At 60.9% G+C, this 23,720-nt stretch carries 20 protein-coding genes and 3 pseudogenes; 14 read left to right on the top strand and 9 right to left on the bottom strand.

Annotated features, from left to right (window positions below):
• Nucleotides 1–118: 118 nt before the first annotated feature.
• The gene (locus tag A6E15_RS18280; RefSeq protein ID WP_076148586.1) at nt 119–814 is read right to left on the bottom strand and encodes a hypothetical protein; all 696 of its coding nucleotides are present in this window, start codon (nt 812–814) and stop codon (nt 119–121) included.
• Between the two features lie 181 nt (nt 815–995).
• Between A6E15_RS18280 and A6E15_RS22070 the strand changes: the two are divergent.
• Nucleotides 996–1,097, top strand: a pseudogene (locus A6E15_RS22070) (DUF7563 family protein); the annotation flags it as partial.
• A 429-nt stretch (nt 1,098–1,526) separates the two neighbouring features.
• Here the strand turns inward: A6E15_RS22070 and A6E15_RS18285 are convergent.
• Together A6E15_RS18285 and A6E15_RS18290 are read right to left on the bottom strand one after the other, a co-directional pair.
• Nucleotides 1,527–1,883 carry an ArsR/SmtB family transcription factor gene (locus A6E15_RS18285; RefSeq protein ID WP_076148587.1) on the bottom strand — a complete coding sequence of 119 codons (357 nt, stop codon included), beginning with the start codon at nt 1,881–1,883 and terminating at the stop codon, nt 1,527–1,529.
• Between the two features lie 77 nt (nt 1,884–1,960).
• On the bottom strand, nt 1,961–2,368 hold the full coding sequence (locus A6E15_RS18290) for an ArsR/SmtB family transcription factor (protein WP_076148588.1): 408 nt from the start codon (nt 2,366–2,368) through the stop codon (nt 1,961–1,963).
• Nucleotides 2,369–2,585: 217 nt separating this feature from the next.
• Between A6E15_RS18290 and A6E15_RS18295 the strand changes: the two genes are divergently transcribed.
• Nucleotides 2,586–3,170 (top strand): response regulator transcription factor, encoded by a 585-nt coding sequence (locus tag A6E15_RS18295; RefSeq protein WP_076148589.1) that lies wholly within the window; start codon nt 2,586–2,588, stop codon nt 3,168–3,170.
• Nucleotides 3,171–3,176: 6 nt separating this feature from the next.
• Here A6E15_RS18295 and A6E15_RS18300 read toward each other — a convergent pair whose 3' ends face one another.
• From A6E15_RS18300 to A6E15_RS21755, 3 genes are all read right to left on the bottom strand, one after another.
• Nucleotides 3,177–4,826 carry a bacterio-opsin activator domain-containing protein gene (locus tag A6E15_RS18300; protein WP_076148590.1) on the bottom strand — a complete coding sequence of 550 codons (1,650 nt, stop codon included), beginning with the start codon at nt 4,824–4,826 and terminating at the stop codon, nt 3,177–3,179.
• Nucleotides 4,819–5,940: a sensor histidine kinase gene (locus A6E15_RS18305; protein ID WP_076148591.1), complete on the bottom strand. Its 1,122-nt coding sequence runs from the start codon at nt 5,938–5,940 to the stop codon at nt 4,819–4,821. Before A6E15_RS18305 ends, A6E15_RS18300 begins: the two co-directional genes overlap by 8 nt.
• Nucleotides 5,941–6,013: 73 nt before the next feature.
• Nucleotides 6,014–6,148 (bottom strand): hypothetical protein, encoded by a 135-nt coding sequence (locus A6E15_RS21755; RefSeq protein WP_277612955.1) that lies wholly within the window; start codon nt 6,146–6,148, stop codon nt 6,014–6,016.
• A gap of 58 nt (nt 6,149–6,206) precedes the next feature.
• On the opposite strand from A6E15_RS21755, the gene A6E15_RS18310 reads away from it, so the two are divergent.
• The 5 genes from A6E15_RS18310 (at nt 6,207) to A6E15_RS18330 (ending at nt 12,005) form a co-directional block, all read left to right on the top strand.
• Nucleotides 6,207–7,445 (top strand): RNA-guided endonuclease TnpB family protein, encoded by a 1,239-nt coding sequence (locus A6E15_RS18310; RefSeq protein ID WP_084177418.1) that lies wholly within the window; start codon nt 6,207–6,209, stop codon nt 7,443–7,445.
• Nucleotides 7,446–7,687: 242 nt separating this feature from the next.
• Nucleotides 7,688–8,602 (top strand): ABC transporter ATP-binding protein, encoded by a 915-nt coding sequence (locus tag A6E15_RS18315; RefSeq protein ID WP_076148592.1) that lies wholly within the window; start codon nt 7,688–7,690, stop codon nt 8,600–8,602.
• Nucleotides 8,599–9,408, top strand: coding sequence for an ABC transporter permease (locus tag A6E15_RS18320; protein ID WP_076148593.1), 810 nt, complete (start codon nt 8,599–8,601; stop codon nt 9,406–9,408). Before A6E15_RS18315 ends, A6E15_RS18320 begins: the two co-directional genes overlap by 4 nt.
• Nucleotides 9,405–10,217 carry an ABC transporter permease gene (locus A6E15_RS18325; RefSeq protein ID WP_076148594.1) on the top strand — a complete coding sequence of 271 codons (813 nt, stop codon included), beginning with the start codon at nt 9,405–9,407 and terminating at the stop codon, nt 10,215–10,217. Before A6E15_RS18320 ends, A6E15_RS18325 begins: the two co-directional genes overlap by 4 nt.
• Nucleotides 10,218–10,334: 117 nt before the next feature.
• Nucleotides 10,335–12,005 (top strand): sensor histidine kinase, encoded by a 1,671-nt coding sequence (locus A6E15_RS18330; RefSeq protein ID WP_076148595.1) that lies wholly within the window; start codon nt 10,335–10,337, stop codon nt 12,003–12,005.
• Between the two features lie 96 nt (nt 12,006–12,101).
• Here the strand turns inward: A6E15_RS18330 and A6E15_RS18335 are convergent, their stop codons facing one another.
• Both A6E15_RS18335 and A6E15_RS18345 read right to left on the bottom strand, forming a co-directional pair.
• Nucleotides 12,102–12,290: a TM2 domain-containing protein gene (locus A6E15_RS18335; RefSeq protein WP_245800621.1), complete on the bottom strand. Its 189-nt coding sequence runs from the start codon at nt 12,288–12,290 to the stop codon at nt 12,102–12,104.
• 883 nt (nt 12,291–13,173) lie between these two features.
• On the bottom strand, nt 13,174–13,491 hold the full coding sequence (locus A6E15_RS18345; protein ID WP_076148598.1) for a hypothetical protein: 318 nt from the start codon (nt 13,489–13,491) through the stop codon (nt 13,174–13,176).
• Between the two features lie 145 nt (nt 13,492–13,636).
• Between A6E15_RS18345 and A6E15_RS18350 the strand changes: the two genes are divergently transcribed.
• The 7 genes and pseudogenes from A6E15_RS18350 to A6E15_RS18380 all read left to right on the top strand — a co-directional run bounded on the left by A6E15_RS18350 (nt 13,637) and on the right by A6E15_RS18380 (nt 22,589).
• The gene (locus tag A6E15_RS18350; RefSeq protein ID WP_076148599.1) at nt 13,637–14,044 is read left to right on the top strand and encodes a hypothetical protein; all 408 of its coding nucleotides are present in this window, start codon (nt 13,637–13,639) and stop codon (nt 14,042–14,044) included.
• Between the two features lie 1,090 nt (nt 14,045–15,134).
• Nucleotides 15,135–15,719, top strand: a complete 585-nt coding sequence (locus A6E15_RS18355; RefSeq protein WP_076148600.1) for an LURP-one-related/scramblase family protein — start codon at nt 15,135–15,137, stop codon at nt 15,717–15,719.
• A gap of 159 nt (nt 15,720–15,878) precedes the next feature.
• Nucleotides 15,879–16,277, top strand: a complete 399-nt coding sequence (locus A6E15_RS18360) for a hypothetical protein (protein WP_245800622.1) — start codon at nt 15,879–15,881, stop codon at nt 16,275–16,277.
• A 488-nt stretch (nt 16,278–16,765) separates the two neighbouring features.
• Nucleotides 16,766–17,638 (top strand): ABC transporter ATP-binding protein, encoded by an 873-nt coding sequence (locus A6E15_RS18365; RefSeq protein ID WP_076148602.1) that lies wholly within the window; start codon nt 16,766–16,768, stop codon nt 17,636–17,638.
• A gap of 1 nt (nt 17,639) precedes the next feature.
• Complete coding sequence (locus A6E15_RS18370; RefSeq protein ID WP_076148603.1) at nt 17,640–19,280, top strand: hypothetical protein; 1,641 nt, start codon at nt 17,640–17,642, stop codon at nt 19,278–19,280.
• A gap of 166 nt (nt 19,281–19,446) precedes the next feature.
• A pseudogene (locus A6E15_RS18375) lies at nt 19,447–19,885 on the top strand (hypothetical protein).
• Nucleotides 19,886–20,045: 160 nt separating this feature from the next.
• The gene (locus A6E15_RS18380; protein ID WP_245800623.1) at nt 20,046–22,589 is read left to right on the top strand and encodes a hybrid sensor histidine kinase/response regulator; all 2,544 of its coding nucleotides are present in this window, start codon (nt 20,046–20,048) and stop codon (nt 22,587–22,589) included.
• Nucleotides 22,590–22,767: 178 nt separating this feature from the next.
• On the opposite strand, the pseudogene A6E15_RS21940 reads toward A6E15_RS18380, so the two are convergent.
• Nucleotides 22,768–23,385 (bottom strand): annotated as a pseudogene (locus A6E15_RS21940) (IS6 family transposase); the annotation flags it as partial.
• Nucleotides 23,386–23,720 lie beyond the last annotated feature (335 nt).

Consider the following 23,720-nt stretch of genomic DNA (forward strand, 5'->3'; position numbering starts at 1 on the left):
ACAGCATCTCGTTTCGACAATGTATCTCACTTCTTGCGCACTAATTGGGCCTATTTTCTCCCTGACTCAATTAGTGTTAGAAGGATTGCGGCTACCCTCGAGCGAATCGGCCTAAGGCTCAATCAGCAGTATACTCGAGTTCAGTCGGCGGCTTCACAACGACCTCGGTTTTCGGTTCGTCTTCGGCTTCCTGGATCGCGTGATCGACGGACGCTTTGTTTGAGGGGAGATCACGCTCCCGTTCGGCTACCATCAGCACGAACGAGCGTCGGAGGTCAGGAACCTTCTTCCGGTACTTGCGGAGCTGGGAGAGTAATCGTTCACGGCTACTGTAGTTACCCGCGAGTTTGGCTTCGATGAGGTAATTACGGTCCTCGTGATCGTGAGAGACGAGGAGATCCACACTGCTGCGGCCGAAAGACGCCTCCTGCTGGATTGCGTAGGGAAGGTCCGCAAGTTCGTAGTGCAGCGCCTGGTAGAGTTCCGAGCAGATCCAGCGTTCTCTGACGGCTCGACTATCTTTGTATCCAGCACAGGGAGAAACTGAGAGGTTCTGCAGTGTCTGTCGGATGCAGGTCGTTGCTCGTTCTGGCCCGTTCGATTCGAACTCGCTCCGGAGGAAGGCAACGAGATCCTCGTACGTGAGGTCGCCGTCATCGATCGAGCGTTTCAGCGAGTTACGGAGACGATCGACGAACGCGTCTTTATCGCCGTCGTATTCAGTGACCTGTGGGCAGTGAGTGCGGCGCAGGGAACGGAGTTCGGCGACTGTGAGTCCGCGGAGAAGCTGTTTGAGTGGGCCGGCTCGAGGCATCTGGTATGTGGATGGCTGTGGTTGGAAAAAGTAGGTGTCGGAATATAAGAGAGGGCGGTGTGAGACATGGTCTCTTAGATGATTGTATAGTACGCAGAACGCGCACCGCGCTGAAAGAAGATTGATACCAACGGAGACCTTGCCGTGTCTCTAGAAGAGAGAACGCGGATTCGTCACTGCCGATTTTGTTCGCGTCTTCAGTGTCGATGGTGAACTGCATAACTGCCCATCGTGTACTAGTTATCGGGAACTCACGGACGCACCAGACGACCACGGGAGTTGAACATCGAGATTGACGAGGTTGACAGCCGGCTACCACGCCCTCTCGAGCGTTCACAGCTGTCGTTCTCGCGATGGATCGAGAACACGGTGCAGGCAAGAGCTGTTGCTTCGAGATTATCTAGTACAGAAACGCCGGCCAGAAACCGGCGTCGGAGCCCCCATCTTTCCCCTGGTGATGGTCACAGGTGGGTTCGGGGTGGATGCAAGGGGATCCGAGATCGATGGACAATATGGCTATTGAGTCTGACCGATCTCGTCCTTGGCGAGACGGCTCGGATGTCTCGGGTCGGATTCAGCAGCGGCGGAATCCGTGCCTGCTCTCGCCGATAGCAACTTTGAAGCAACCCTATATTAAACTACTGGGCGATAGTATTGGGAAATAATTGAATTTAGTTTCTTTTGTGGGTGCGATTCCGAACCCAATTCAGCATCAGGTCCCATCCGTAACCGCGTTTGCCTCGCTCACAAGCGGGACCTCGACTTCGTCGAGAACGAGTCCGAACGCCTTCCGGCGTTGTCCGCCGGGGGAAGGGACCATCGTCGTCTCGAGGGCCCCGATCGCCTCGAGTCGGTTGAGGCGCCGGTACACGGTCGGACGAGAGGCACCCGTCTCGTCGGCGACCTCGCGGGCAGGTACGGGTTCGTTGCCCACTACCGCAAGGATCTCGGTCGTGTATTCTTCGGCCAACACTGCGAGGAGGGCGTCGATATCGATCGATCGCTCCGTATCGCTCGAGGCGGTCCCGATCGCGGGACCGGATCGTGACTCGGATTCGGTATCGGACATCAGGTACGTCGTTCGTACCAGTTGGACGGTTGTGTAGTGTCTCGCTACTATTCGGCACTCCCAGTCGGTAACACCCTCTAGCTATGCAGAGGCGGGTGGATATCGCGTTCGCACTCGACACGGTCGCTCGCTTCGATCGTGAGCCCGTCGCTGCCGAACTCGAGTCGCACTCGATCGACTACGACGCGGTATCGCCGTCGGTGGTGCCCGTCCGCCCGAACGCTCATCGCACTCCGGACGAGCCCCGCGTCCTCGAGACTGTCCAGCCGCCGGTAGACGGTCGCACGGGAACTGTCCAAGCGCGCTGCCAACTCCGTTGCGGAGAGCGGCTCCCCGTCGAGTTCGTCCAGCAACCGCCGGGCGTGGTCGTCGCTCAGGAGTTCGAGCGTCGCATCCGCGTCTATCGCCGCCTCGTCGTTCTCGGACGGATCCGTCCATCGTCCGTTCGGTAGTCCCTCGTGCTGGGTGAGATTTGCCTGCGACATCGATAGTCGTTGATTCGACGGGATGGTCCCTGTACGATGGTGCTACTAGTCGCGACGGACTCATCGCGCGACTCTAGCTATCAGCAGAGACGCGCGTCCGACCGTGTTCCGGTGTGCAGTATCCGGGCAGCATGGGGGTCGCCGTTCGTCTCACGCACGTGACCGCGGTCCGCTCGTGCCGGGATATTAGTACGGTGACGGATTACCGACCTGTAGGATGGGAAACGAGATGCGCGTAGCAGAGCCCCGGGTCCTGATGGTCGACGACGAGAAGAAGGTGGCCGACGCGTACGCCCTCCGTCTCGAGGACGTCGCCGACGTGACCGTCGTATACGGTGGCGAGGAGGCGCTCGCCGCCGTCGACGATCATCCGGTGCCCGATGTCGTCCTGCTCGATCGACATATGCCCGGCCTCTCGGGGGACGAGGTACTCGATCGCCTTCGGGATCGGGATCTCAGAACGCGGGTCGTCATGGTGACGGCGATCGACCCCGGACTGGACATCGTCGATATGCCGTTCGACGACTACCTCTCGAAGCCCGTCGAGCGCGAAGACCTCCGGGCGGTCATCGACCAGCAGTGTCAGGTCCTCGCGTACGAACTCCTCGGCGAGTACTTCCGGCTGGAGTCGACGCGAGCGGTCATCGACGCCGAACTCACCGCCGACGAGATCGAAAGCGACGAGCGACTCGACGAAATCGAGGCGCGTCGGGCCGCGATCGAGGAGCGGGTTCTCGGACTCCTTCCCGACGCCGAGGCGTTGCTGGCCGAGTTCTCGGGTATCGACCGCGGCCGGTACTGACTCGAGCTACGTTCCGTCGGTCGTACTCGGTCCTCCCTCGTCGATACCCGTCTCCGAAGTCCCTGCGTTCGCCGCCGAGTCGGCGTCGAAAAAGGCCTCAACGAGTTTCTGCTCCGCCCGTCGGAGGTGATACAGCATCGTCGAGCCGGCGATGTCGAGCGTCTCCGCCACCTCTGCCGAACTGCTCCCGCGTGGCGACGTGAAGTAGTCCGACAGGTGGGCAGTCCGAAGCACCGTCCGTTGCCTGTCGGTCAGGCGCTCGTCGAGGGTCTCCTGAAACCCCCCGGTCGACCCGGGCGTCCGAGTCGTCTCCCGTTTGGCGACGAGTTGCGTCTCCGAAACGACGGCGTCGACGGCCTCGAGCAGCCGTCGGACGTCGCCGTCGGACGGGACTTCGGCGACGAGTCGAGCCGACTCGGCACCGTACTCGCCGCCTTCGATCGTCGCACCCCACGCCGCGAGCGCGGTGACCGGTGTGTCGCCGGTGACGGTTGCCTGGAGGAGCGGCTCCGTTTCGGCCCGTATCTGTCGCACGTCGGCGACGGCTGCGCGGTCCGTCAGTACGTCGTCGACGCCCTCGATCGGGCCGTCGGCAGTGAGATAGCAGACGACGGCGCCGTCGCCGCGAGGGACCGCCCCCTCCACGGACAGGACGCGGTCGGCCTCGCGGGCGGCATCGACGAACGGCACCGTCTCGTCGCGGACTTCGACGGTCACCTCGGTACCCGTATCGGCGACCAGCAGGTCCTCCTGCTGTCCGGCCTTGATCGCGAACCCCGCGAGGCTTCCCAGCGTCTCGAGGGCGACTCGCTCCTGGTCGCTGAATCCGTCTTCCCGGCCGGAGTATACCGTTACGACGCCGTAGACGGTCCCCTGGTATGCAAGCGGGATCGCCAGACACGACTGGAGTCCGTGACCGAACGCCGCGCGACGGATACCGCGGGGAACGGTATCGTCTTCGGCGATCCTCTCGTGACGTTGCGTCTCGCCGGACGCGACGGCGGCTTGACCGGGGACGGTGCGCTCGTCCTCGAGGCTCTCGTCGATCCGCTCGCGCAGGTCGGCTGCGTCGCCCGCCGCGGCGAGTACCCGGAGACGCTCCTCGGAGAACGACCGGTCGCCGACCCACGCGAACCTGTAGAGGTCGGTCCCGCCCAACTGCTCGCAGACCGTCCGGGCGATGTCCGACCGGTCCGACGTGCCGATCACCTGCTGCAACACGGTCGCGACCAACGAGTTGATCCGCTGGATCCGGTCGAGTCGCTGGTCGACCCGATCGACGGTCTGCTCGAGTTCCTTGCGGGGCGTGCGGTCCCGAACGTAGACGAGCGCACCCCCGTCGACGTGGACGTCGACCGCGAGCCACCGGTCGATCAGCGGGTAGTACTCCTCGAAGGACGCGGGCGTCGGTGACGAGCCGTCGAAGGCCTCCCGTAGCGTCCCGACGGCCGACTTCGGGAAACTCTCACCGATCGCCGTCCCGCGTAGCGCGGACGGATCGGTCTCCAGTACCGTCGCAGCGGCGTCGTTGACGTCGACGACGTGACCGTCCGCCGTCGTTTCGATGATCCCGATGGGTGCCCGTCGTAATCGATCGTCCATCGTGTCCGAATCGCTGCCACCCGCCGCCGTCTCGTCATCAGATCGGTCAGTCATCGTCTGTGATCGGGCGAAACTCGAACTTCGCACCACCGCGTGATCCTTCGGCGACCGAGACGGTCCAGTCGTGCGCGTGGGCGATCCGCTCGACGATCGTCAATCCGAGACCGGTTCCGCCCCCTGCGTCGGTCGACGAGTACCCGGGCTCGAACACTCGCTCACGCTCGGCAGCTGGAATCCCGGGTCCGTCGTCGACGACGGAGAACCCACGGTCGGCGCTTTCGACCCGGACATGGACCGGTTCGTCACGGGCCGATTCGGTCGCGTCGGGGCCGTCTGTCGAACTGTGCTCAGTATCTCGACGAGCGGCCGAGTCAGGGCTCGTCGAACCGTGTTCGACGGCGTTCCGGAACAGGTTCTCGAACAGCCGCTGGAGCCGGTCGGGATCGGCATCGAGCCGCGGGAGGTCCTCGGCGACCTCGAGCGACGCGGCCTCCGTCTCGACGGTCGCCCAGGCGTCCGATGCGACGGCAGCGATCGCGACGTTCTCGGAAGCATCGATCGCGCGGTCCCCGCGGGCCAGCGTGAGCGCGTCTCGAATGATCCGCTCCATCCGGTCGTGGGCCTCTTCGACCTGATCGAAGTGGTCCGTCTCGCCGGTCTCCCGCGCCGCCCGGAGGTGTGCCTTCGCGACGTCGAGCGGGTTCCGCAGGTCGTGCGTGATGACGCTCGCGACGCGGTCGAACTCGACGGGATCGGCGCTCGTCGGTTTCAGTTCGGTTATCAGGACGTACCCGTCAACCGCGTCCCCGCCGTCCGCTCCGTCGCTGGTATCGTCGTCGCTCGAGCGACCGGCGCTGCGAAGCCGGAGCGATCGGCGTTCAGCGTCGTCCGTGCGGACGCCGATCTCCATATCGATCGCGTTCCCGGCGGCGAGCTGATCGCAGGCGGTCGCGATCGTCGAGTCGTCGACTGCGCGGTTCCGACGCAGCCAGTCGCCGACGCTCGTTCCGGTCGACGCCGCGTCGAAGGTCGCATCGAACGCATCGTTCGTCGCTGCGATCTCCGGCGTTCCGGCCGAAGCGTCGTACCCCATGACCGGCACCGGAACGGCATCGATCGTGATGGTCTCGGACTCGTCCGTCCGATCGTCATCGCGGCGGTCCGTCATCTTGCGGTAGCGAGGAAACCCCGCTCCTTGGGGCGGGGAGGAATCGCGTTCGTTCGTGTCTCAACTCGCCCTGCTACGGCTCCCCGGTGTCCAACGCTTCCGCGCCTTCGAGCATCAGCCCCTTCCAGGTGTAGCCGCGCTTGTCTTTGATTTCTTTCAACCGCTCGTACTGTTCGTCGTCTACTTCGAATCGGATTGATTTGCTCACACATGATTATCGTATCCGTGCAGTTTATGTGCATCGATTGCGTAGACTGTCCTGTCGAATGGCCACTGAAACGACCGCCACGAAAACGCTCGAAGCCACACTTGCTCCGCCCACCACGGACAAAGAGCAACGGCTCGAGCGGACCGTGGCGACCTACCGCCGTGCGCTCTCGGCCGCCTTCGAGAGCGGTGCGGACACGCAGTCGGCGGTCAACGATGTCGTCACCGGCTACTCGCTCACGTCCTACGCGAAAGACGCGCTCAAGAACTACGTCCCGCAACTCCGACGGACGTACAACGCCTCGGAAATTGAGGACGGTCACCCAGTTCGGTTCACGAGCCGTGGCTTCCGGATCGATCATTCCGGCGATCGTATGCACGAGTTCTGTTGGCGCGTTCCTCAGGCCGGGCGTGGTAACGCGTTCTGGATTCCACTTCGGATCAACCCCGAACAGGAATCGCTCTGGTTCGACCTGCTCGACGAAAGCGTGAGCGTCGGCGAGTTCCGACTGCAGCAACACCGAACGAGCTGGGTGCTGCACGTCACTGTCGAGTACGAGATCGTCGAACCTGAGACGCCAGACGACCCGACTCGAATCGGGTTCGATATCGGTGAGTCCAAGCTTCTGACGGGCTGTGCCTGTCAGAACGATACTCCGACCCAACCGTATATCTACGACGGCGGTCGTGCAAGAGCACTCCGCAAAGAGATGCACACGACACTGAAGCGCCTCCAAGACCGTGACGCCGACTGGCGCGTGGACGAACGGTTCGACCACTTCCAGAACGCCTTGACGGATATCATCGAAAAGGCATCTCGCGAAGCCGTCAAATACGCTGAGTCCTTCGAGGACCCGGTAATCGTACTCGAGGACTTGTCGTACATCCGTGAGAACTTGGACTACGGCAAGTACATGAACCGGCGACTCCACGCGTGGGCCTTTGCCCGACTCATCGACCGTATCGAAGACAAGGCTCTCGAAGTCGGTATTCCGGTCGAGTTCGTGAACCCGGGCTACACGTCCCAGACGTGCCACGCGTGTGGTCACATCGGTCGTCGAGGGTCGCAAGCCGAGTTCAAGTGTACGAACGCGGAGTGTTGGGTGACGGAGTATCAAGCGGATATCAACGCGGCCGCGAATATCGCCGGTCGCTTTGATCCGTGGGGAGAGAGCGTTCCTTGGAAACCGGAGCGCGATGACTCGCCACGGAATGGGAGCCGTTGTGACACGGCCACAGGACACCGCATGCCGAGTCGGCAATCCCGACAGACGACGCTTGCGGCCTTCGAGTCCTGAAACCTCCCTCAACGCGAGGCTTCCCTTGTAGGAAGCCCCGCCGTTTACGGCGGGCGAGGATGTCACACGTTCATCGTTGCGACCCTGACCCATAGACGAACACTCTAGTAATAGCGAAAACCCCGTTGAAACATGTTTCGACCGTCCGACACGACGACCGACGGCCGGCGTCCTGCGAACGGTGTTTCTCGGCGTGACACACGGCGGCGACCGTTTTCTCTCCCGTCTTCGAAGCCGCGGCTATGACGGCGATCACCGCCGACGGAGTATCGAAGCGGTACGGAACGGTCACGGCACTGGATCGCGTCTCCCTCTCGGTCGAGGAAGGTGAAATATTCGGGTTCCTCGGCCCGAACGGCGCCGGCAAGTCGACGTTTATCAACGTCCTGCTGGACTTCGTCCGGCCGACCGACGGTTCGGTCGAACTGTTCGGTCACGACTGCCAGGGCGAAGGGGTCGCGGCGCGCGAGCGCGTCGGCGTCCTCCCAGACGGCTACTCGGTGTTCGACCGACTCACCGGTCGCCAACACCTCGAGTACGCCGTCCGGTCGAAGGCCGCCGCCGACGATCCCGCCGAGATCCTCGACCGCGTCGGGATTTCGGAGGCGGCCGACCGCCCGGCCAGCGACTACTCCACGGGGATGAAACAGCGCCTCATACTGGGCATGTCACTGGTCGGCGACCCCGACCTCCTCCTCCTCGACGAGCCGACGACGGGGCTCGACCCGAACGGGGCCGCCGAGATCCGATCGATCCTGCGCGAGGAGCGCGACCGCGGCGCTGCGATCTTCTTCTCGAGTCACATCCTCGAGCAGGTCGAGGCGATCTGTGACCGCGTCGGTATCCTGCAGGACGGCGAACTGGTCGCCGTCGACACGATCGACGGGCTCCGCCAATCGATCGGCGGCGGTACCAAGCTCCTGATCGACGTCGACGAACTGGACGACGCGACGACCGAGACAGTCCGCAGCGTCGACGGGGTCGAGACGGCGACGGCCAGCGACGGGACGACGCTCGAGGTCACGTGTACGAACGACGCGAAGATGGACGTCGTGGTCGAACTCCAGCGCCTCGGTGCGGACGTGGTGAACTTCCGAACCGAGGAAGCCTCTCTGGAGGAAATGTTCGCCGCATACACGCGGGGCGGCAGAGCATGAACTGGCGGGTCATCGCCCGGACGGACGCCGCGCTCGCTTCGACGCCGCGCTCGACTCGTCTGGTACTGGGGCTGCCGGCCGTCACGATCCTCGCGGCCGCGTACCTCTATCCGGTGTTCGGATCCGAGCCGATCACGACCGCTCGCTTCGCCGGGTTCGTGGACGGCTGGCTCGCGACCGTCGTTCCCCTGACCGGCGTCTTGCTGGGCCACGACGCGGTCGTCAGCGAGCGCGAGTCCGGCTCGCTGTTGCTCTCGCTGTCGCTGCCACACGGACGCGACGACTTCGTTCTCGGGAAAGTCATGAGCCGCGTCGGGCTGGTGAGCGGCGCCATCCTCGCCGCGATGGTCGTCGGTGCCGGACTCGTCGTCTACCCGTTCGGCCGACTCGAGGCCGTGCGGTTCTGTGGCTTCGTCGCGACGACCGTCGCGTTCGGCGCGATCTGGACCAACCTCGGGATCGCCGCATCGCTCTCGACCGCGACCAAACAGCGCGCGTTCGTGGTCGCGTTCGGGCTGTTCTTCCTGCTCGTCCTGGTCTGGGACGGTATCGCCGACGGACTCCGGTACGGGCTCGCTCGAGCCGGGCTCGTCGATGGGAGCCTTCCCGACCCCGTCCGGTTCGTCGTCGACCTCGATCCCGGTGCCGTCTTCCAGCGGGTCACCGCGGGCTTTTTCGATCCGAGTGCGACCGTCGACGGCCCGTGGTACCTCGGCGAGTGGGCCGCACTGGCCGTCTTCCTCCTCTGGCTGATCGGCCCCGTGATGGTGACGTACAGCCGCTTTGCCGGGAGTGACCTCTCATGAGTTGGCGGGATATCGCACGCAAGGACGTTCACGATGCCAGCCGCTCTCGGACACTGTGGCTGCTGCTCGGGTTGCTATCGGTCCTGTCAGGCGGCTATGCCATCGCGTACGCCTCGGCGGGCGACGGGACGTTCGCGGGGTTCGTCACGGGTTCGGTCGGACTCGTCGACGGCTTCCTGCCGATACTCGGCATCTTGCTGGGCTATCGGTCGATCTCCGACGACCGGACCGACGGGAGCCTCTTGCTCTCGCTGTCGCTGCCGCAGTCCCGCAGGGAGGTGCTCGTGGGAACGGCGGTCGGTCGGACGGTCACGTTGCTGGTACCGACGCTGTTCGGGCTGTCGATCGCCGGACTGTACGCGGCGCTGCGGTACGGGACAACGGGCGCGATCGCGTATCCGTGGTTCCTGTTTGCGACCGCCCTCTACGGCGCGTCGTTCGTCGCGGTCGCCGTCGCGCTCTCGGCGTCGGTCACGGCGGATCGCCGGATCACCTACGGCGCGGTCGGGGGCTACCTGCTGTTGGTCGGTCTCTGGCGTCCCCTTAGCTCGTTCGCCGTGGCGTTTCTCCACCGCTTCGACACCAGTCTCGGGACGCCCGACTGGGCACTGTTCCTCCAGTTAGCTGAACCCGGTGAAGCGTACGCTCGCCTCCTCCACGCCGGGTTCGATATCGAGCGGGCGAATCGGTACGTCGGGGACGGCGTGCCGGCGTTCGTCGACTGGTGGGTCGCGCTGGTGATCCTCGTCGGTTGGATTACGGTACCGCTGCTGATCGGCTCCCGTCAACTCGAGAGCGGAGATCTGTGATCCGTCGGTTCGTTTCTCCGCTGCTCCCTGGGGCCGCCGACGGACTGTCGCTCCGTCGTTGGACCGAGACCACTGCGTTCATTACATCCTGCTGTCAACACTGTACGAGAGCAACCGATGTCGCTCGTCGGGACGTCCGCGGCCGTCGCCCTCGACGTCACAGCGGTCGCGCTGCTTGGCTGGACGACGTGGCTGGCCGTCCAGTCACGCGACCGACCCAGCGCGGCCCCGTTCATCGCCATACTGGCGATCCTCACGATCCTCGGGTCCCTGTCCGTCCTGGCGGAACTGCCGGGAACGTCGGCAGTTCCGTTGCTGCCGGCGGTCGTCGACCTCGGCCAGTTCGGCGTCGCGATCATCGTTCCGGGCGTCTGGGTCGTGTACGCGCTCAGCTACACCGGTCGGGGGACCGGTCTCACCCGGTGGCGTCTCGCCATGTTCCTCGTGATGGCGGCCCCGATCGCCCTGAGCGCTCTCGTCGTCGCCGTTCGGCCCCCGACCACCGTCGGCGAGCAACTGCTCGCATCGTTTATCGGGACGGAGATCATGCTGTTGCTGGGGCTGTTCACGTACGGTACCTATCTCCTGATCGGACACGGGTGGAACCACGCCCGTATCTCGAGGGGGCAGACCGCGATCGTGATCACGGCGGTCGCAGCACCGTATCTCGCCGGCGGGATGGGGAGTAGCGACCCCGTCGCGGACGGCGTCACCGTCGGTCTCCTCGTCTCCGGCGGGCTGTTCGCAGTCGCAGTACGGCAGTATCCGGTGATGACCGGCTTTCCCAAGGCCGATTACGTCGCCCGAACACGCGTCGTCGAGGCGCTGCAAGAGGCCGTTATCGTACTCGACTGGGAAAATCACGTCCTCGACGCGAACGCGACGACCGCGGAGTTGTTCGGTCGGCCCCCGCAATCGATGATCGGTGATCCGATCAATTCGATCGTCTCCGGTCTCGAGGGCAGCGACCTCTCGGCGGGCGCTACAGGAACGATTCCGCTCCGAACGACGAAGGGACACCGACGGTTCCAGTTCAGCGTCTCAGCGGTCGGCGACGCCGAAAGCGATCCCGGTGGCGAGGCCGACCCAGTCGCTAGAATCGTGCTGTTACGTGACGTGACCGACCGCCAGACGCGCGAACAGCGACTCTCGGTACTCAACCGCGTTCTCCGACACAACGTCCGGAACGAACTGGATGTCGTCCTCGCATACGCCGACCGTATCGACGACGAGGACGTGCGGGACGGGATCCGCGACAGCGCGACCGACCTCGTCGAACTCAGCAGCAAGGCACGGGAGGCCGAGGACGTGATGACCGCCAGTGCGGGTTCGCCTGAGCCGGTCGACCTCGCAGCCGTCGCGCGGGAAGTCGTCGAGCAGTACCGAACCGCCGAACGCCCGTGTGAGGTCTCGCTGTCCAGTCCGGACGAGTTACTCGTCTCGTCGCACCGGTCCGTCGTCCGACGCGTGCTGTCGGAACTCGTCGATAACGCGATCACGCACGCGGACCACTCGCCCCGAATCGAGATCACGGTCCGATCGAGTCCCGACGGTGCCGCCGAACTCGTCGTCGCGGACGACGGACCGGGGATCCCGACTCGAGAGCGAAAAATACTGGATAACGGAACGGAGACGCAACTCGAACACGGGAGCGGTATCGGGCTCTGGTTCGTCAACTGGGCCGTCACGCAACTGGGCGGGGACCTCTCCTTCCGTGAGAACGAGCCGACGGGGAGCGTCGTGACCGTTCGTCTCCACGACACCGAATATACGTCGCGACCGGGCTGAAAAGGAGAGTGTCGGCGGACGGATGGCGTGTTAACTGGCAGTGACTAACTCCGGCATTGCGGAGCGACAGGGGTCGGGCGAGCGGGATCGCCTTCCTCAACGGACTGTCGTCTGGTCACCTCGTTCGGCTTTGGCGTCACTGATGATCTTGTACACGTGCAGCGGAACGATGACGATACCCAGCAACAGGTAATTCAGCGTGAGGAAGTTGATCACCGCTAGCTTCGTCCGGCCGACGTAGTAGTACGCGGCCGGCGAGAGGACGAACGCTAACAGGATTGCCACGGGCGTGGACTTGTCTGCGAGCGGTTGTGCCTGTCGGCTGTCGTCGTCAGCGGGGGACCTATTCGTCGCCATGGCTGTCAGAGGAATCGGTCGAGCGGCGCCGATGGAGCGCGTATCCGAGTGCGGTCGTGACCGCAACGATGCTCGCTATCCTCGTCTTGCTCACCTCCATGTCCGAACGATGGGACGGGAAACAAATAGACCCCGAGCCAGTGTCTCAACGCCGGAAACACCGGTGGGTTTCCGAAGTATAAGACTAACAACATGTATAGGGCAGGTGAAATAGATCACGTCCGTAGTATCGGCTGAAAGTAGGAAGTACTGGCGCAACTACGATTCATTCTGTGGTGACTCTTCCTGCCTTCCAAGGAGCCAGTAAAGCGCCAACCCCAATACAGCTTCGAGTGGCCCAATGAAAACTGCGCCAAGAAGAAACAGAAAATACGCCGCGAGACCATGGTTGGAACGGCTGGTATCCATCCCGTTCTCGTATTCCGTTGATTCCACAAAAAGTTCTTCGCTCAGTTCGCAGACGTAGTTACCGCAAGGACGGTGTCCGAGAATTGGAACAGAGTCGGGACAGGAGAGCGTGAATCGCGGTAAGTACAGCTACTTCAGTTATCACTCAGTCCAGTAACTAAGACGATGAGGAGAAAGAGTGGAAGAGCAAATACGAGGATAATTGCGAAGAGAGAGATAGCGGTGAATAACGGCCCTGAGTTTCCAGAACCCGTCTGAAGGAAAATCAGGATGACAAACCACAGTGTCAGAGTCTGAAAGAAATCCATCACGTCCATGTTATTAACGCATTCAAATGAATGAATTATTAAATCGGTTTTGATACGTTGGCACCTGTAGTTGCTGTTCAGTACAGGGCGTGTATTCAGCACCCCGGGCCGCACAGCATAAAGAACTGAATTGTGAACGTTGAGACGATAGCACTCGCAACGAACACGACTCCGCCTGTGATGAGAGACCATTTCTGTGTGTATAAATAATGGGCAGCAACAGTGGGGATGAGGGCAAGAGTGAATGCTGGGAGGATGTGCATAAAGAGCAAGTCTGGCGCGTACACGTCCAGTCCCGAGGAATCGATGATGACCATCCACACAAACTGTGCAATGAGGGTGAGCGCAACCGCAACAAGACTTAGGAGACCAAACCTGAGGTCTCGAACTCCAATACTACTATTGGCGGCCATACGAGGATTTTTATCAGTGATTCACATGAATATTTTGACTGTATTGTGACTTCAATAGATGATGCACATTGCGTGCTGACTACGCACCTGTAGTTGCTGTTCAGTATAGGAAACAGACTTACCAGTGCCGGGCGTGTCCCGAGGTGTGCAACGTCGCCAAGTTCTTCTCGGCGCGACCGCTGTGGTATCCGGCTTCACTGGCTGTATAGGCTCGTTCACGTCTGCCGGCTCCCTCAGAGAAGTGAACGTCGAACTTCGGAATGCGGACGATAGAGCACGGACGTTCCACCTTACGCTCGAAACCGAAGCTGGTGTGCTGGACTGGGAATCACACCACATCGACGCGGACGTTGACAAGCGAGTGACGATGACGCCGAACGAAGAAGTCTCTCCCGTCGCGTTACACGGAGCCGTCGAGGATTTCGCAGGGAGTGTGGACATTCTAGGCGTTGACGACCTCGACGAGGACTACTGTCTTCGGTTCCATTTCTGGTCTGCACATCCCAGCGACGAGCGCCCGCAGATGGGGCAGGTCGCTGACATCGAATGCTGACTATGAACACGTTCTGCCGATAGATACGCAGACGTAGTTCCTCCAGACACGATGTCCGAGAAGAACGGTAGAGTCGGTCAGGAGATCGTGAGCCAATGGTAAGTACAGGTAGGACAGTTATCAAGCCAGCACCGGTCACTCTGATTGTTGTCAATAACGGTGTGCTGTATTGAGAGGATGAATTTAGCAGAAGTATCGTCTATTGGGTTCTCTGAGTGTGAGGCCCCATATCTGCCAGTACCACAGCACTGATTTCAGTCTGCGAGGATTTTCAAAATCACATATAGATGTACAATGCCAGTCGAACGTTCATTCGATGAGGACGAATTTAACCTTCCACTGAACTTCTCGACTCACGAGCGGTGCACAACGTGTGCGGAGTTCAGAGACAAGTTCAATCAATGTGTGGAATTCGAATCTATTGGGATGTGGGGTGGTCCAAGAATCGAAACAAAACAAGGCGAAACGATCGCTGAAGGTCACGAAAGCGTCCGGATGATACTCAACGCGGTGCTTGGAGAAGAATCAGACGACATAACGTCTTGTCGTATGTACGACTGTGACTCCGAAGCAACGCATACGGTTGAGATTGAGTTTACTGACCCTGAGGAATGGTTCACAACTTACTATTGTACTGATTGCGCAGACAAGGATAACTCCAATATCCAATCGGTATACGAGAATCTCTCTACCAAATTCTGTGATTATCGCCGGTGCTATAATTTGGTCCATGAATCACGGGACTACTGTCCGTCGCATCAGTACGAGTAGTAGCGCCAGACATTCAAAGCATTCATAATGAAACTTTGTTTTCATTTCCAAGTAACCGATAGATGCCTATATTTCGCACGAGTACCGAAACTCCCCTCGCAAGTGGCAGAACCCTGGCGATCCGTTTGCAGTCCTGCATAACGGCCTTTTCACCGAGGACAGTGTCTAACAAATGGGTTTCAGCAGAGCCGAACGCTTTGCGACAGCGCACGAGGAACGACGGCGACGGCGGATACAGTCGCTGGTGCGGAGACGGGACTGTTTCGGAGCGAGAGACACCGCAACCGGGTTCTTGCTTCCGTGGCCACAGGGACTGTCCATGGAGGCGTCGAACTACGATATCGAGGGGCTCGACCTCTCGGCCGACCGGTACACCGTCGAACAGAACCTGATACGAAATAAGTACACGGCCCTCGATGACCGCGGTAATACGGTTCTCGAGGGGAAGCAAAAGACGTTCAAACTCAAAGAGGAATTCCCGTTCGTCGACGCGGACGGCGAAGACGTGTTCACGGTGAAGGCACAGCAGATCCGAGACTACGAGGGCCAGTACGTTCTCACGGACGCTCGGAGCGGCGATGACGTCGTCGTCCTCGACCACGAGTACTCGCTCCTCGAGCAGGTCACGGGAGCGAGCTGGACGATCCGCGACCCCGAGACCGACGCCGAACTGGCGGCGATCACATCTCGAAAGTTCGTCGGACTGTTCCGAACGGGGCTCTTGGGGAACGTGATTCCGCACCGCTACGAAATCACCGACGCCGACGGCGGGCACGTGGGTTCGATCTCGGGTCACCTCTCGATGAAAGACCGGTACGACGTCGAGATCGACGACGCCAGTTCCGTCCCGCGGGCTCCGGTCGTGGCCGCCGCGATGGTCATCGATGCGATCGAGGGACACTGATCCCGAACCATGGACGGACACGCTCCCTCGAGTGGCACCACTCGCTGCCGAGATGGTGGCCAGAAACGGACGTCTCGAGACGGCACCGACACCAGACGAGCGGTTCTCGCTTCGAGCGCAACGACACTGCTGGCGGTAACGGCTGGCTGTACGACCGTGATGGACTTCGTCGGGGATCGGTTGCTCGAACAGGTCAACGTGTTCAACGAAACCGATCGGCGAGTCACCGGTTCCATTGCGGTCGTCGATCCCGCCGGTGAGACGGCCCTCGACGAGACGTTCGATCTCGCTCCGTCGGATTCGGGAGACGACGAAGGGGCGGCCTCCGGAGACGACGAACAGTCCGTCGCAGTGTACGACGACGTGTGGGGCGAGGCCGGATCGTACGAAGCGAACGTCGAACTGACCGGGACGGACATAGACGGGCAATCGCAGGCGAGCGAAATGGTGACGATCGACGATTCCGACGAGCAGTTGCTCGGCGTCGCACTCGGCTCCGAGGCGGTGGACGAACCGATCGGCTTCCGCGTCGGCGAGAGCCTCTCGGATCTGGCCTGACGGGAGACGGTCTCTCATACCTTCCACCCGATCCACCCCTTTCATCCGGACAGCCTCGAGACCGAGGACGCCCGAATGTGGCTGCTGAGAGACGAGCCGGTTTCCGACGTTGGGACCGAAATCGGTAATCGCGACGTCACCTCCGAAACGGTCCGCTCGGCACCGGTCTTACGGCGGCAGGCGTCGAACGCGACGCCCTCGCCGACGCGCTCGAGGGCGAGCAGACGGCGGTGGTCGACGTCTCGGTGACGGATGAAAGCGGCGAGACGACCGAGTTCAAGCCGAGTCCACGGACAAGCCCCTCCCTCAAAGCGCCGAAGGCGCTTCGGGTGGGGTAGTTGACCGCGAGCGCTATCAGCCATAGTCGAGATCCGTCCACGACCCGCGGGTCGGCGCTGTGACGATACTAAAACTGTTTCGCAGACTTACGGGCTCAACAACTGGGTTGTCACCTATACAACTACTCACGACACTCGTCCGAACAACACATGAAATTGCGACTGGAGAACATCGGCAAACAGTACGCGAAAGACGTATGGGGCGTCCGAGAGATCGATCTCGAACTCGAGGCGGGGATTCACGGCCTGCTCGGGCCGAACGGCGCGGGGAAATCGACGCTGATGCGAATTCTCACGACCGTTTCGAAGCCGACGACCGGGACCGCCCACTGGAACGGCACTGACATCGTCGAGACGCCGTCGGTCGTCAGAGACGGACTTGGCTATTTGCCCCAGAGTTTCGGCGTCTACCCGGACCTCACCGCCGAAGAGTTTCTCGAGTACATCGCCGCGCTGCGGGGACTCGACGGGGAAACTGCCGATGCCAGGATCGACGAGCTGCTCGCGCTAACGAACCTCGAACACGTTCGAGGCGACAAGCTTCGAACGTTCTCCGGCGGGATGCGACAGCGCGTCGGCATCGCCCAGGCGTTGGTGAACGACCCGGAGTTGCTGATCGTCGACGAACCGACGGTCGGCCTCGACCCCGAAGAACGGGTCCGGTTTCGAAACGTCATCTCGTCGACCGCGAACGACCGCGTCGTGGTCCTCTCGACGCACATCGTGCCGGACGTCGAGGCGACGGCGAACACGGTCGCACTCCTCGACGACGGTACGTTGGTGACACACACGGATCCGGAGACGCTCGTGGAGGCCACCGACGGGAAGGTCTACGAGTATCTCGTCCCCCGAGACGACCTCGAACGGGTCCGGGAACGATATCAGGTCTCGAGTACGGTCCAGCAAGCGGACGGCGTCAGCGTCAGAGTGATTGCCGACGAGCGACCGGCTCCCGACGCGACGCCGGTGACGCCGACGCTTGAGGACGCGTATCTCCACCGGATCGAACGGGGCGGTGTGTAGTATGAGCATCGGACGCCGATCCTGGCGGCGGATCTATCACGTCGCGCGTGCGGACTTTCTCCAGCGAATCCGCTCCCGGAAGGTACTCGTCGTCCTGGCCGTGGTCGCATACTTCGGGTATCTGGTCACTGTCGGAAGCGTTGAAATCTTCTATCAGGACTCGAGCGGCGACCAGCTGGTCCAGTATACCGGCGAACCGACATCGGCGTACGTCGGTCTCACCGCTGGCGTGACCGGTGCAACGATCCTCTTTTTGGCCGGGTACGTCCTTCTGAGTGGATCACTCGAGCGTGATCGACGAACCGACGTCGATCGAGTCGTCGCGAGTACGGGGATTTCCACGCGAGAATTCCTCCTCGGAAAGTGGCTCAGCCACGTCGGATACGCCGGCGTCGTACTCGGGACGCTTGGGGTCGCAGCGGTCATCAACCACCTCGTTCAGGGAACGGGAGCGACGGAGCCAATCTGGATTCTCGGACCGATATTTCTGCTCGGCGGTCCGGTCGGCTGTTTGGTCGCCGGCGTCACGCTACTGTTCCAGTCGACCGATCGATTCAGTGGAACGGTCGGAAACGTGACGTACTTCTTCACAGCGACGATCGCGATGACGGCCGTCCTAGCCACATCCAATGAATATGCACGAACCGAAATCCCCCTCTGGCTTCGACTGGGCGATACGGTCGGCATGCTCGTCACCGCCGATCTGACCTACGACGCGTTGCTCTCGGTCTGGCCAGGCTATGACGGCATCGGGATCGCGAACTTCGGTACAGGAGCGTCCAGCGCGGAGATCGTCCGGTTCCACTGGGACGGCGGCGCGTGGCCGCACTGGTTCTACGCAAACCGCGCCGGGTTGATCCTGCTCGGACTCGGACTGACGGCCGTCGCAGTCGTCCCGTACGATCGGTTCGAGTCCGAGAGTTCCTCGTCCGGCGAAGGAATCGTCGCCCGGGTCAGCCGTTTCCTTTCTGTTCTCCGGTCAGATTCGAGCGGAGAAGTTGTCGTCCAGAACGTCGAAAGCATCTCTCTGACACCCGTGACGGACCGGACCGCCGGTGGAATCGGACGGCTCGTTCGGCAGGAACTGCGGCTGCTGATTCGCGGCCAGCCGTGGTGGTGGTACGCCGGTGCAGCCGTGATCGGCATTATCGGACTCACCGGGTCTGTTGCCACCGAGGCGATCGTCTCGATCGCGGCGGTGTGGCCGATCTTCCTGTGGTCATCGATGGGAAGTCGGCCGATGCGACACCGGATGACGCCGTTTATCGTTTCGTCGAAACAACCTTACGGGCAGTTCGTTGCGGAGTGGATCGCCGGCGCACTCGTCGCGACGGCGTTTTTCGGCGTCTCTCTCTGGCCGACGGTGGCCGAAACGGAAGCAAGTGGTGCCGTCGTCCTCGTCAGTGCCATCCTCTTTGCTCCTTCCCTCGCACAGGCGTTGGGGTATTGGTCAGGAACGAGGCGACCGTTCGAACTCGTGTACTTACTGCTCTGGTACGCCGGTCCGCTCAACCAAGTTCCGACGCTTGATTTCGCCGGTGCCACGTCGGAGACGATCGGAACGACGACACCGCTGCTGTTTGGCGGGATCGGTCTGGTGGCGCTCGTAGCCACGTTCATATACCGGCGTCGTCAGATGTAGGTCGTTGGAGACAGAATACCAACTGCTGACAGCGTTCGAGATTCGACCAGTGAGAGCCTGCTCGAATACGGGGCTGCGACAGCTGATGTTTGCGTCGATAATTTCTACTAACGATACCTGTAGTTGTCTCTGGTGAGAAAGAAAACCGCCTTCCTGACGCGGCACTCTGCAGGCGTCACGCCCGAAGGAGATTGATTTGGAGGTTGTTGAGCGTGAGTGGACGCCGTGTCAACTGCTGGATTAGATATTCGGCATCATTTGTCCGAGCTATCGCTTTCAAACACTGTTCGAGAGTTAGAATGGTTCGGTACCCAGCGATCGCGGGAGGCCGTTCATGATTGAGTTCACAATGTGATCTACAGCCCGCCACTGATGCGTTATCGAACTGTGTGTCGTGGGTGGAGCAAAACATCTCCAACTGTACTCCGTCGTCCTGGGCTCCGATTTCGATACGAAAAACATGGCAATCGGAACGCCGCTGAACGTGTTTTTCACGATAAGATTCGCTGTACTTTCTCGTTCCCAAACTGCTTCTGTCACGCAAACCCGTAACAACTGAATCCTGGCTCCAAACCTTCGCCGTCTGGTACAATGCTACAAACTAAACACGATCTACAGATTGGCCTTCAGATTTATATGTCCTCATCCGATAATTGTTTGAGCATGTGTACCCCTCGCCGCGAGAATACTACTTCCCTACGAAATGTTGGGACCAAAGATATGATTTCAATTCTTTACGTTGACGATCAAGCTAACGCCGCCGAGATGGCTGCCAAACTTCTCGAGAAGGAGCATGAGCAGTTCGCTGTTGTGACGGAACCCAGTGCCAGCGAGGGACTCGAGCGACTTTCCCAAGCGGAGTTCGACTGCGTCGTCAGCGAGTACCAGATGCCCGATATGGACGGGCTGGCATTTCTGCAGGCTGTACGCGAAGAGTATCCGGATCTGCCGTTCATTCTGTTTACCGGAAGTGAGGAAATCGCGGGTGAGGCTATCTCGGCCGGTGTCACCGATTATCTTCAAAAGAAGTCCGACGCTGACCAGTTTTCCGTCCTGGCCAATCGCATCGAAAACGCGGTCGACCGGACCAGAACGGACCACCGCCTCGAGGAAAGTCAGCGACGCTTCCGGACGTTGCTCAGCAACGTTCCGGGAATGGCCTACCGTTGTCGAAACGAACGTGGCTGGCCGATGCTCTTCGTCAGCGATGACTGTGTCGAACTCACGGGATATGAGCGATCGGTTCTCGTCGACGGCGACTGCAGTTACGGTCGAGACGTGATGCATCCAGACGACCGCGACCGAGTCTGGAACACCGTCCAAGACGCTCTGGAGGCCCGGGAGCCGTTCCGCGTCGAATATCGCATCCGGACCGCCGATGGCGCGAAGAAGTGGGTCCGTGAGCAGGGCCAGGGCGTGTTCGAAGACGGCGAAACCGTCGCTGTTGAGGGGGTCGTCACGGATATAACGGAGCGAACGGACGTTCAAGAACGACTCGAGTATCAGTCGTCGCTGCTGGAAGCCCAGATGGAGACCACGATCGACGGGCTCCTCGTCGTCGACGAGGACCGTACTGTTACGGCCTACAACGACCGGTTCGTCGAGATGTGGGAGGTTCCCGACGAGTTGGTCGAGACGGAATCGGACGAAGCGCTGTTGGACTGGGTCATCGAGCACAAGCTTGCGGAGCAGGAACCGTTCATGGAGTTAGTCGAGGAGCTCTACGAACGCCCCGAGGAAACGAGTCGCGACGAGGTCCGGCTCACGGACGGCCGGGTCTTCGACCGCTATTCGGCTCCGGTTATCGGCGACGAGGGAACCCACTACGGCCGGTTGTGGATGTTCCGAGATATCACTGAGCGCAAAAAGCGCGAGCGGGAACTCGAAAAACAGGAGTTCCTGTTCAGTCGGATCCAAGCAATTGCCGACGTCGGCATCTGGGAGTACGACCCACGAACGGACGATCTCACGTGGTCCGACGGTGTCCGCCGCATTCACGGGGTTGCTGATGACTACGAGCCGGCCTTAGCGGACGGAATCGACTTTTATCACCCCGACGACCGCGACGAGATTTCCGCTGCAGTCACCCGTACGATCGAGGACGGAGCGCAGTACGACCTCGAATTGCGTATCGTCCGCCCCGACGGCACAGTCCGGAACGTCCGTACACAGGGGGAAGTTAGCACGGCCGAGAACGGGGAGACGGAACTCGTTCGTGGCGTCTTTCAGGACATCACTGACCGAAAGCGACGCGAAGCGGAACTCGAAGAGGAGCGGGAAAAATACGCGACGCTGGTCGAACAGAGCCACGACGGCATCGCGATATTCCAGAACAGGAAGTGCGTCTTCGTCAACTCTCGACTGTCGGATATTACCGGCTACGAAACGGACGAACTCCAGGGGATGGCGCTCACCGAGATAATCGCGCCGAAGGACCACCAACTCGTCCGGGAGCGGTACGAACGACGACTCGATCCCACTGTCGACCCGCCGCCGTCGCGATATACCCTGGCCTTTGAGACCAAGGATGGACGCAAGCGAGTCGCTGAAGCAAGTTTCGCCGCCATCCAGTACGAGAATGCGCCGGCCGATCTCGTGTCAATTCGAGACGTAACCGAACGACAGCAGTACGAAGACGAGTTGGAACGTCTCAATGAGGAACTCGAGGTGCTGAATCGGGTCGTTCGCCACGACATCCGCAACGACATGGCGGTCATGCTCGGGTGGGGCGAACTGCTCGAAGATCACGTCACCGACGCGGGCGAAGAACACCTCGAGAACATTCTCACGAGCGGTGAACATATCGTCGAGCTCACGGAGATCGCCCGCGACTACGTCGAGACGCTGACGAACGACGGGGAGGTAGACGTCAAGCCGACGCGATTACAGCAGGTACTAACGAACGAAATCGCCCTTCGTCGAGATGCACACCCGGACGCGGAGCTCAGCATCGACGGACAGATTCCGGATGTCACCGTTCGCGCGAACGAGATGCTTTCCTCGGTGTTTCGGAACCTCTTGAACAACGCCGTCCAGCACAACGACAAGGACACGCCGATAGTCGAGATTGCCGTCGACGAACGGGAAGACGACGTGTACGTGGCGGTCGCCGATAACGGACCGGGGGTTCCTGAGACCCAGCGCGAGCGGATATTCGGGAAAGGCGAGATGAGTCTCGAAAGCAGTGGCACGGGTATCGGACTCTATCTGGTGCAGACGCTTGTCGACCAGTACGGCGGTGCTGTCCGGGTCGAGGACAACGAACCGGAGGGTGCAGTGTTCGGCGTCACGCTTCCGAAAGCGGACTGAGGCCGGCGGTACGTTCGCATCGATATTGGATTCAGCCCAGCCGAGAGACTGCTGGGAACGCCTTCGGAGGGACTGGCTCGCTGATCGAGCGAATATCCCAGCGGAACGCTGCCACGTTTGCGACCGAACTCGCTCTGCAGTCTGTCCCTCGCCGAGAACTATGATCCGTAGTCGGTGGTTCGGACGTTGGCAGTTTTCCGTGATCGAACAACTTTGAGAAACAGGATATCGTCTCCTTTTTATAAAATATTATAGGTTTGACAGCGGTCCGATTCCACGGTTTTCGTATCGAAGCCCAACCCACCGAACCGATGGTGCGCAGTCTGGAGATGGATTGCACACCGACGAGAAACACGGCAGCATCGAACTCGTGATTCGCAGTATGGTCGTGGATCTGTCGTTCCGTCAGCGCGGTCGTAGTCGTCGAATACAGCCGAATACATCGGATGTCGTTCGGATCCGGAGCGATAGTAGCGCCCAGCCGATAGCGATCGCCATCGAGTTGCAGCATCGTCCCCTCGAGCGTGACGTGTTCCGGGTTCCCCTCCGCTGTCGGCTGTCGATCACACGTGTGAGTCCAGCCGTGGACTGCCTCGCGACTTCGTTCGACACCAAATAATCAACATCTCGAGTAGTATCTGAAAGCGAGAGGTGGACAAACTGGAGCCGAATCTCGAGTGTCAACTACTGACGCGGTGTCCGCTCGCGTGAGACACCGTTCAACTTTCAGCTCGATCCAGTCGTTCACTCCATTGGGACGGTCGGTTTTGCCATGGCTAAAACCGGACCGACTCACTGTGATCTGGGGGTTGCCCGTCGGCTGGTGGTGTGCGTGACCATCGAGTGGCGGGTGTCTGCGATTCCAGTAGGACCGCGCTGTGGCTAGCCCACCGTCAGCCGCCGCCCAGTATTTACGATCATATGAATGTAAATCATAGATGGAACGACCGCTCGAGCATCGTCGCGTGGTCGGTTCGGAGCGGTCACACGACCGTCGTGTGCGGCTCTCGTTTCGGGAGAGCAGAATGGGGCAATTTCGGCAACGAGATGCTCTCAGGTATCGGTATCTGGAACGTGATCGCCGATATCCGGCTCACGACATTTCGTCACACTCGAAACCGAACGTAGCGC

The organism is Natrinema saccharevitans, assembly GCF_001953745.1.
GTDB classification, from domain to species: domain Archaea; phylum Halobacteriota; class Halobacteria; order Halobacteriales; family Natrialbaceae; genus Natrinema; species Natrinema saccharevitans.

What these genes read in the sequence shown, in the direction of transcription:
- A6E15_RS18315 (WP_076148592.1), top strand. Translation starts at nt 7,688, where the DNA reads ATGACGGCGATCACCGCCGACGGAGTATCGAAGCGGTACGGAACGGTC.
- A6E15_RS18360 (WP_245800622.1), top strand. Translation starts at nt 15,879, where the DNA reads ATGGACTTCGTCGGGGATCGGTTGCTCGAACAGGTCAACGTGTTCAAC.
- A6E15_RS18345 (WP_076148598.1), bottom strand. Translation starts at nt 13,491, where the DNA reads ATGGCCGCCAATAGTAGTATTGGAGTTCGAGACCTCAGGTTTGGTCTC.
- A6E15_RS18285 (WP_076148587.1), bottom strand. Translation starts at nt 1,883, where the DNA reads ATGTCCGATACCGAATCCGAGTCACGATCCGGTCCCGCGATCGGGACC.
- A6E15_RS18355 (WP_076148600.1), top strand. Translation starts at nt 15,135, where the DNA reads ATGGAGGCGTCGAACTACGATATCGAGGGGCTCGACCTCTCGGCCGAC.
- A6E15_RS18310 (WP_084177418.1), top strand. Translation starts at nt 6,207, where the DNA reads ATGGCCACTGAAACGACCGCCACGAAAACGCTCGAAGCCACACTTGCT.
- A6E15_RS18290 (WP_076148588.1), bottom strand. Translation starts at nt 2,368, where the DNA reads ATGTCGCAGGCAAATCTCACCCAGCACGAGGGACTACCGAACGGACGA.
- A6E15_RS18330 (WP_076148595.1), top strand. Translation starts at nt 10,335, where the DNA reads ATGTCGCTCGTCGGGACGTCCGCGGCCGTCGCCCTCGACGTCACAGCG.
- A6E15_RS18305 (WP_076148591.1), bottom strand. Translation starts at nt 5,940, where the DNA reads ATGACGGACCGCCGCGATGACGATCGGACGGACGAGTCCGAGACCATC.
- A6E15_RS18365 (WP_076148602.1), top strand. Translation starts at nt 16,766, where the DNA reads ATGAAATTGCGACTGGAGAACATCGGCAAACAGTACGCGAAAGACGTA.
- A6E15_RS18325 (WP_076148594.1), top strand. Translation starts at nt 9,405, where the DNA reads ATGAGTTGGCGGGATATCGCACGCAAGGACGTTCACGATGCCAGCCGC.
- A6E15_RS18295 (WP_076148589.1), top strand. Translation starts at nt 2,586, where the DNA reads ATGGGAAACGAGATGCGCGTAGCAGAGCCCCGGGTCCTGATGGTCGAC.
- A6E15_RS18280 (WP_076148586.1), bottom strand. Translation starts at nt 814, where the DNA reads ATGCCTCGAGCCGGCCCACTCAAACAGCTTCTCCGCGGACTCACAGTC.
- A6E15_RS18320 (WP_076148593.1), top strand. Translation starts at nt 8,599, where the DNA reads ATGAACTGGCGGGTCATCGCCCGGACGGACGCCGCGCTCGCTTCGACG.
- A6E15_RS18380 (WP_245800623.1), top strand. Translation starts at nt 20,046, where the DNA reads ATGGCTGCCAAACTTCTCGAGAAGGAGCATGAGCAGTTCGCTGTTGTG.
- A6E15_RS18300 (WP_076148590.1), bottom strand. Translation starts at nt 4,826, where the DNA reads ATGACTGACCGATCTGATGACGAGACGGCGGCGGGTGGCAGCGATTCG.
- A6E15_RS18370 (WP_076148603.1), top strand. Translation starts at nt 17,640, where the DNA reads ATGAGCATCGGACGCCGATCCTGGCGGCGGATCTATCACGTCGCGCGT.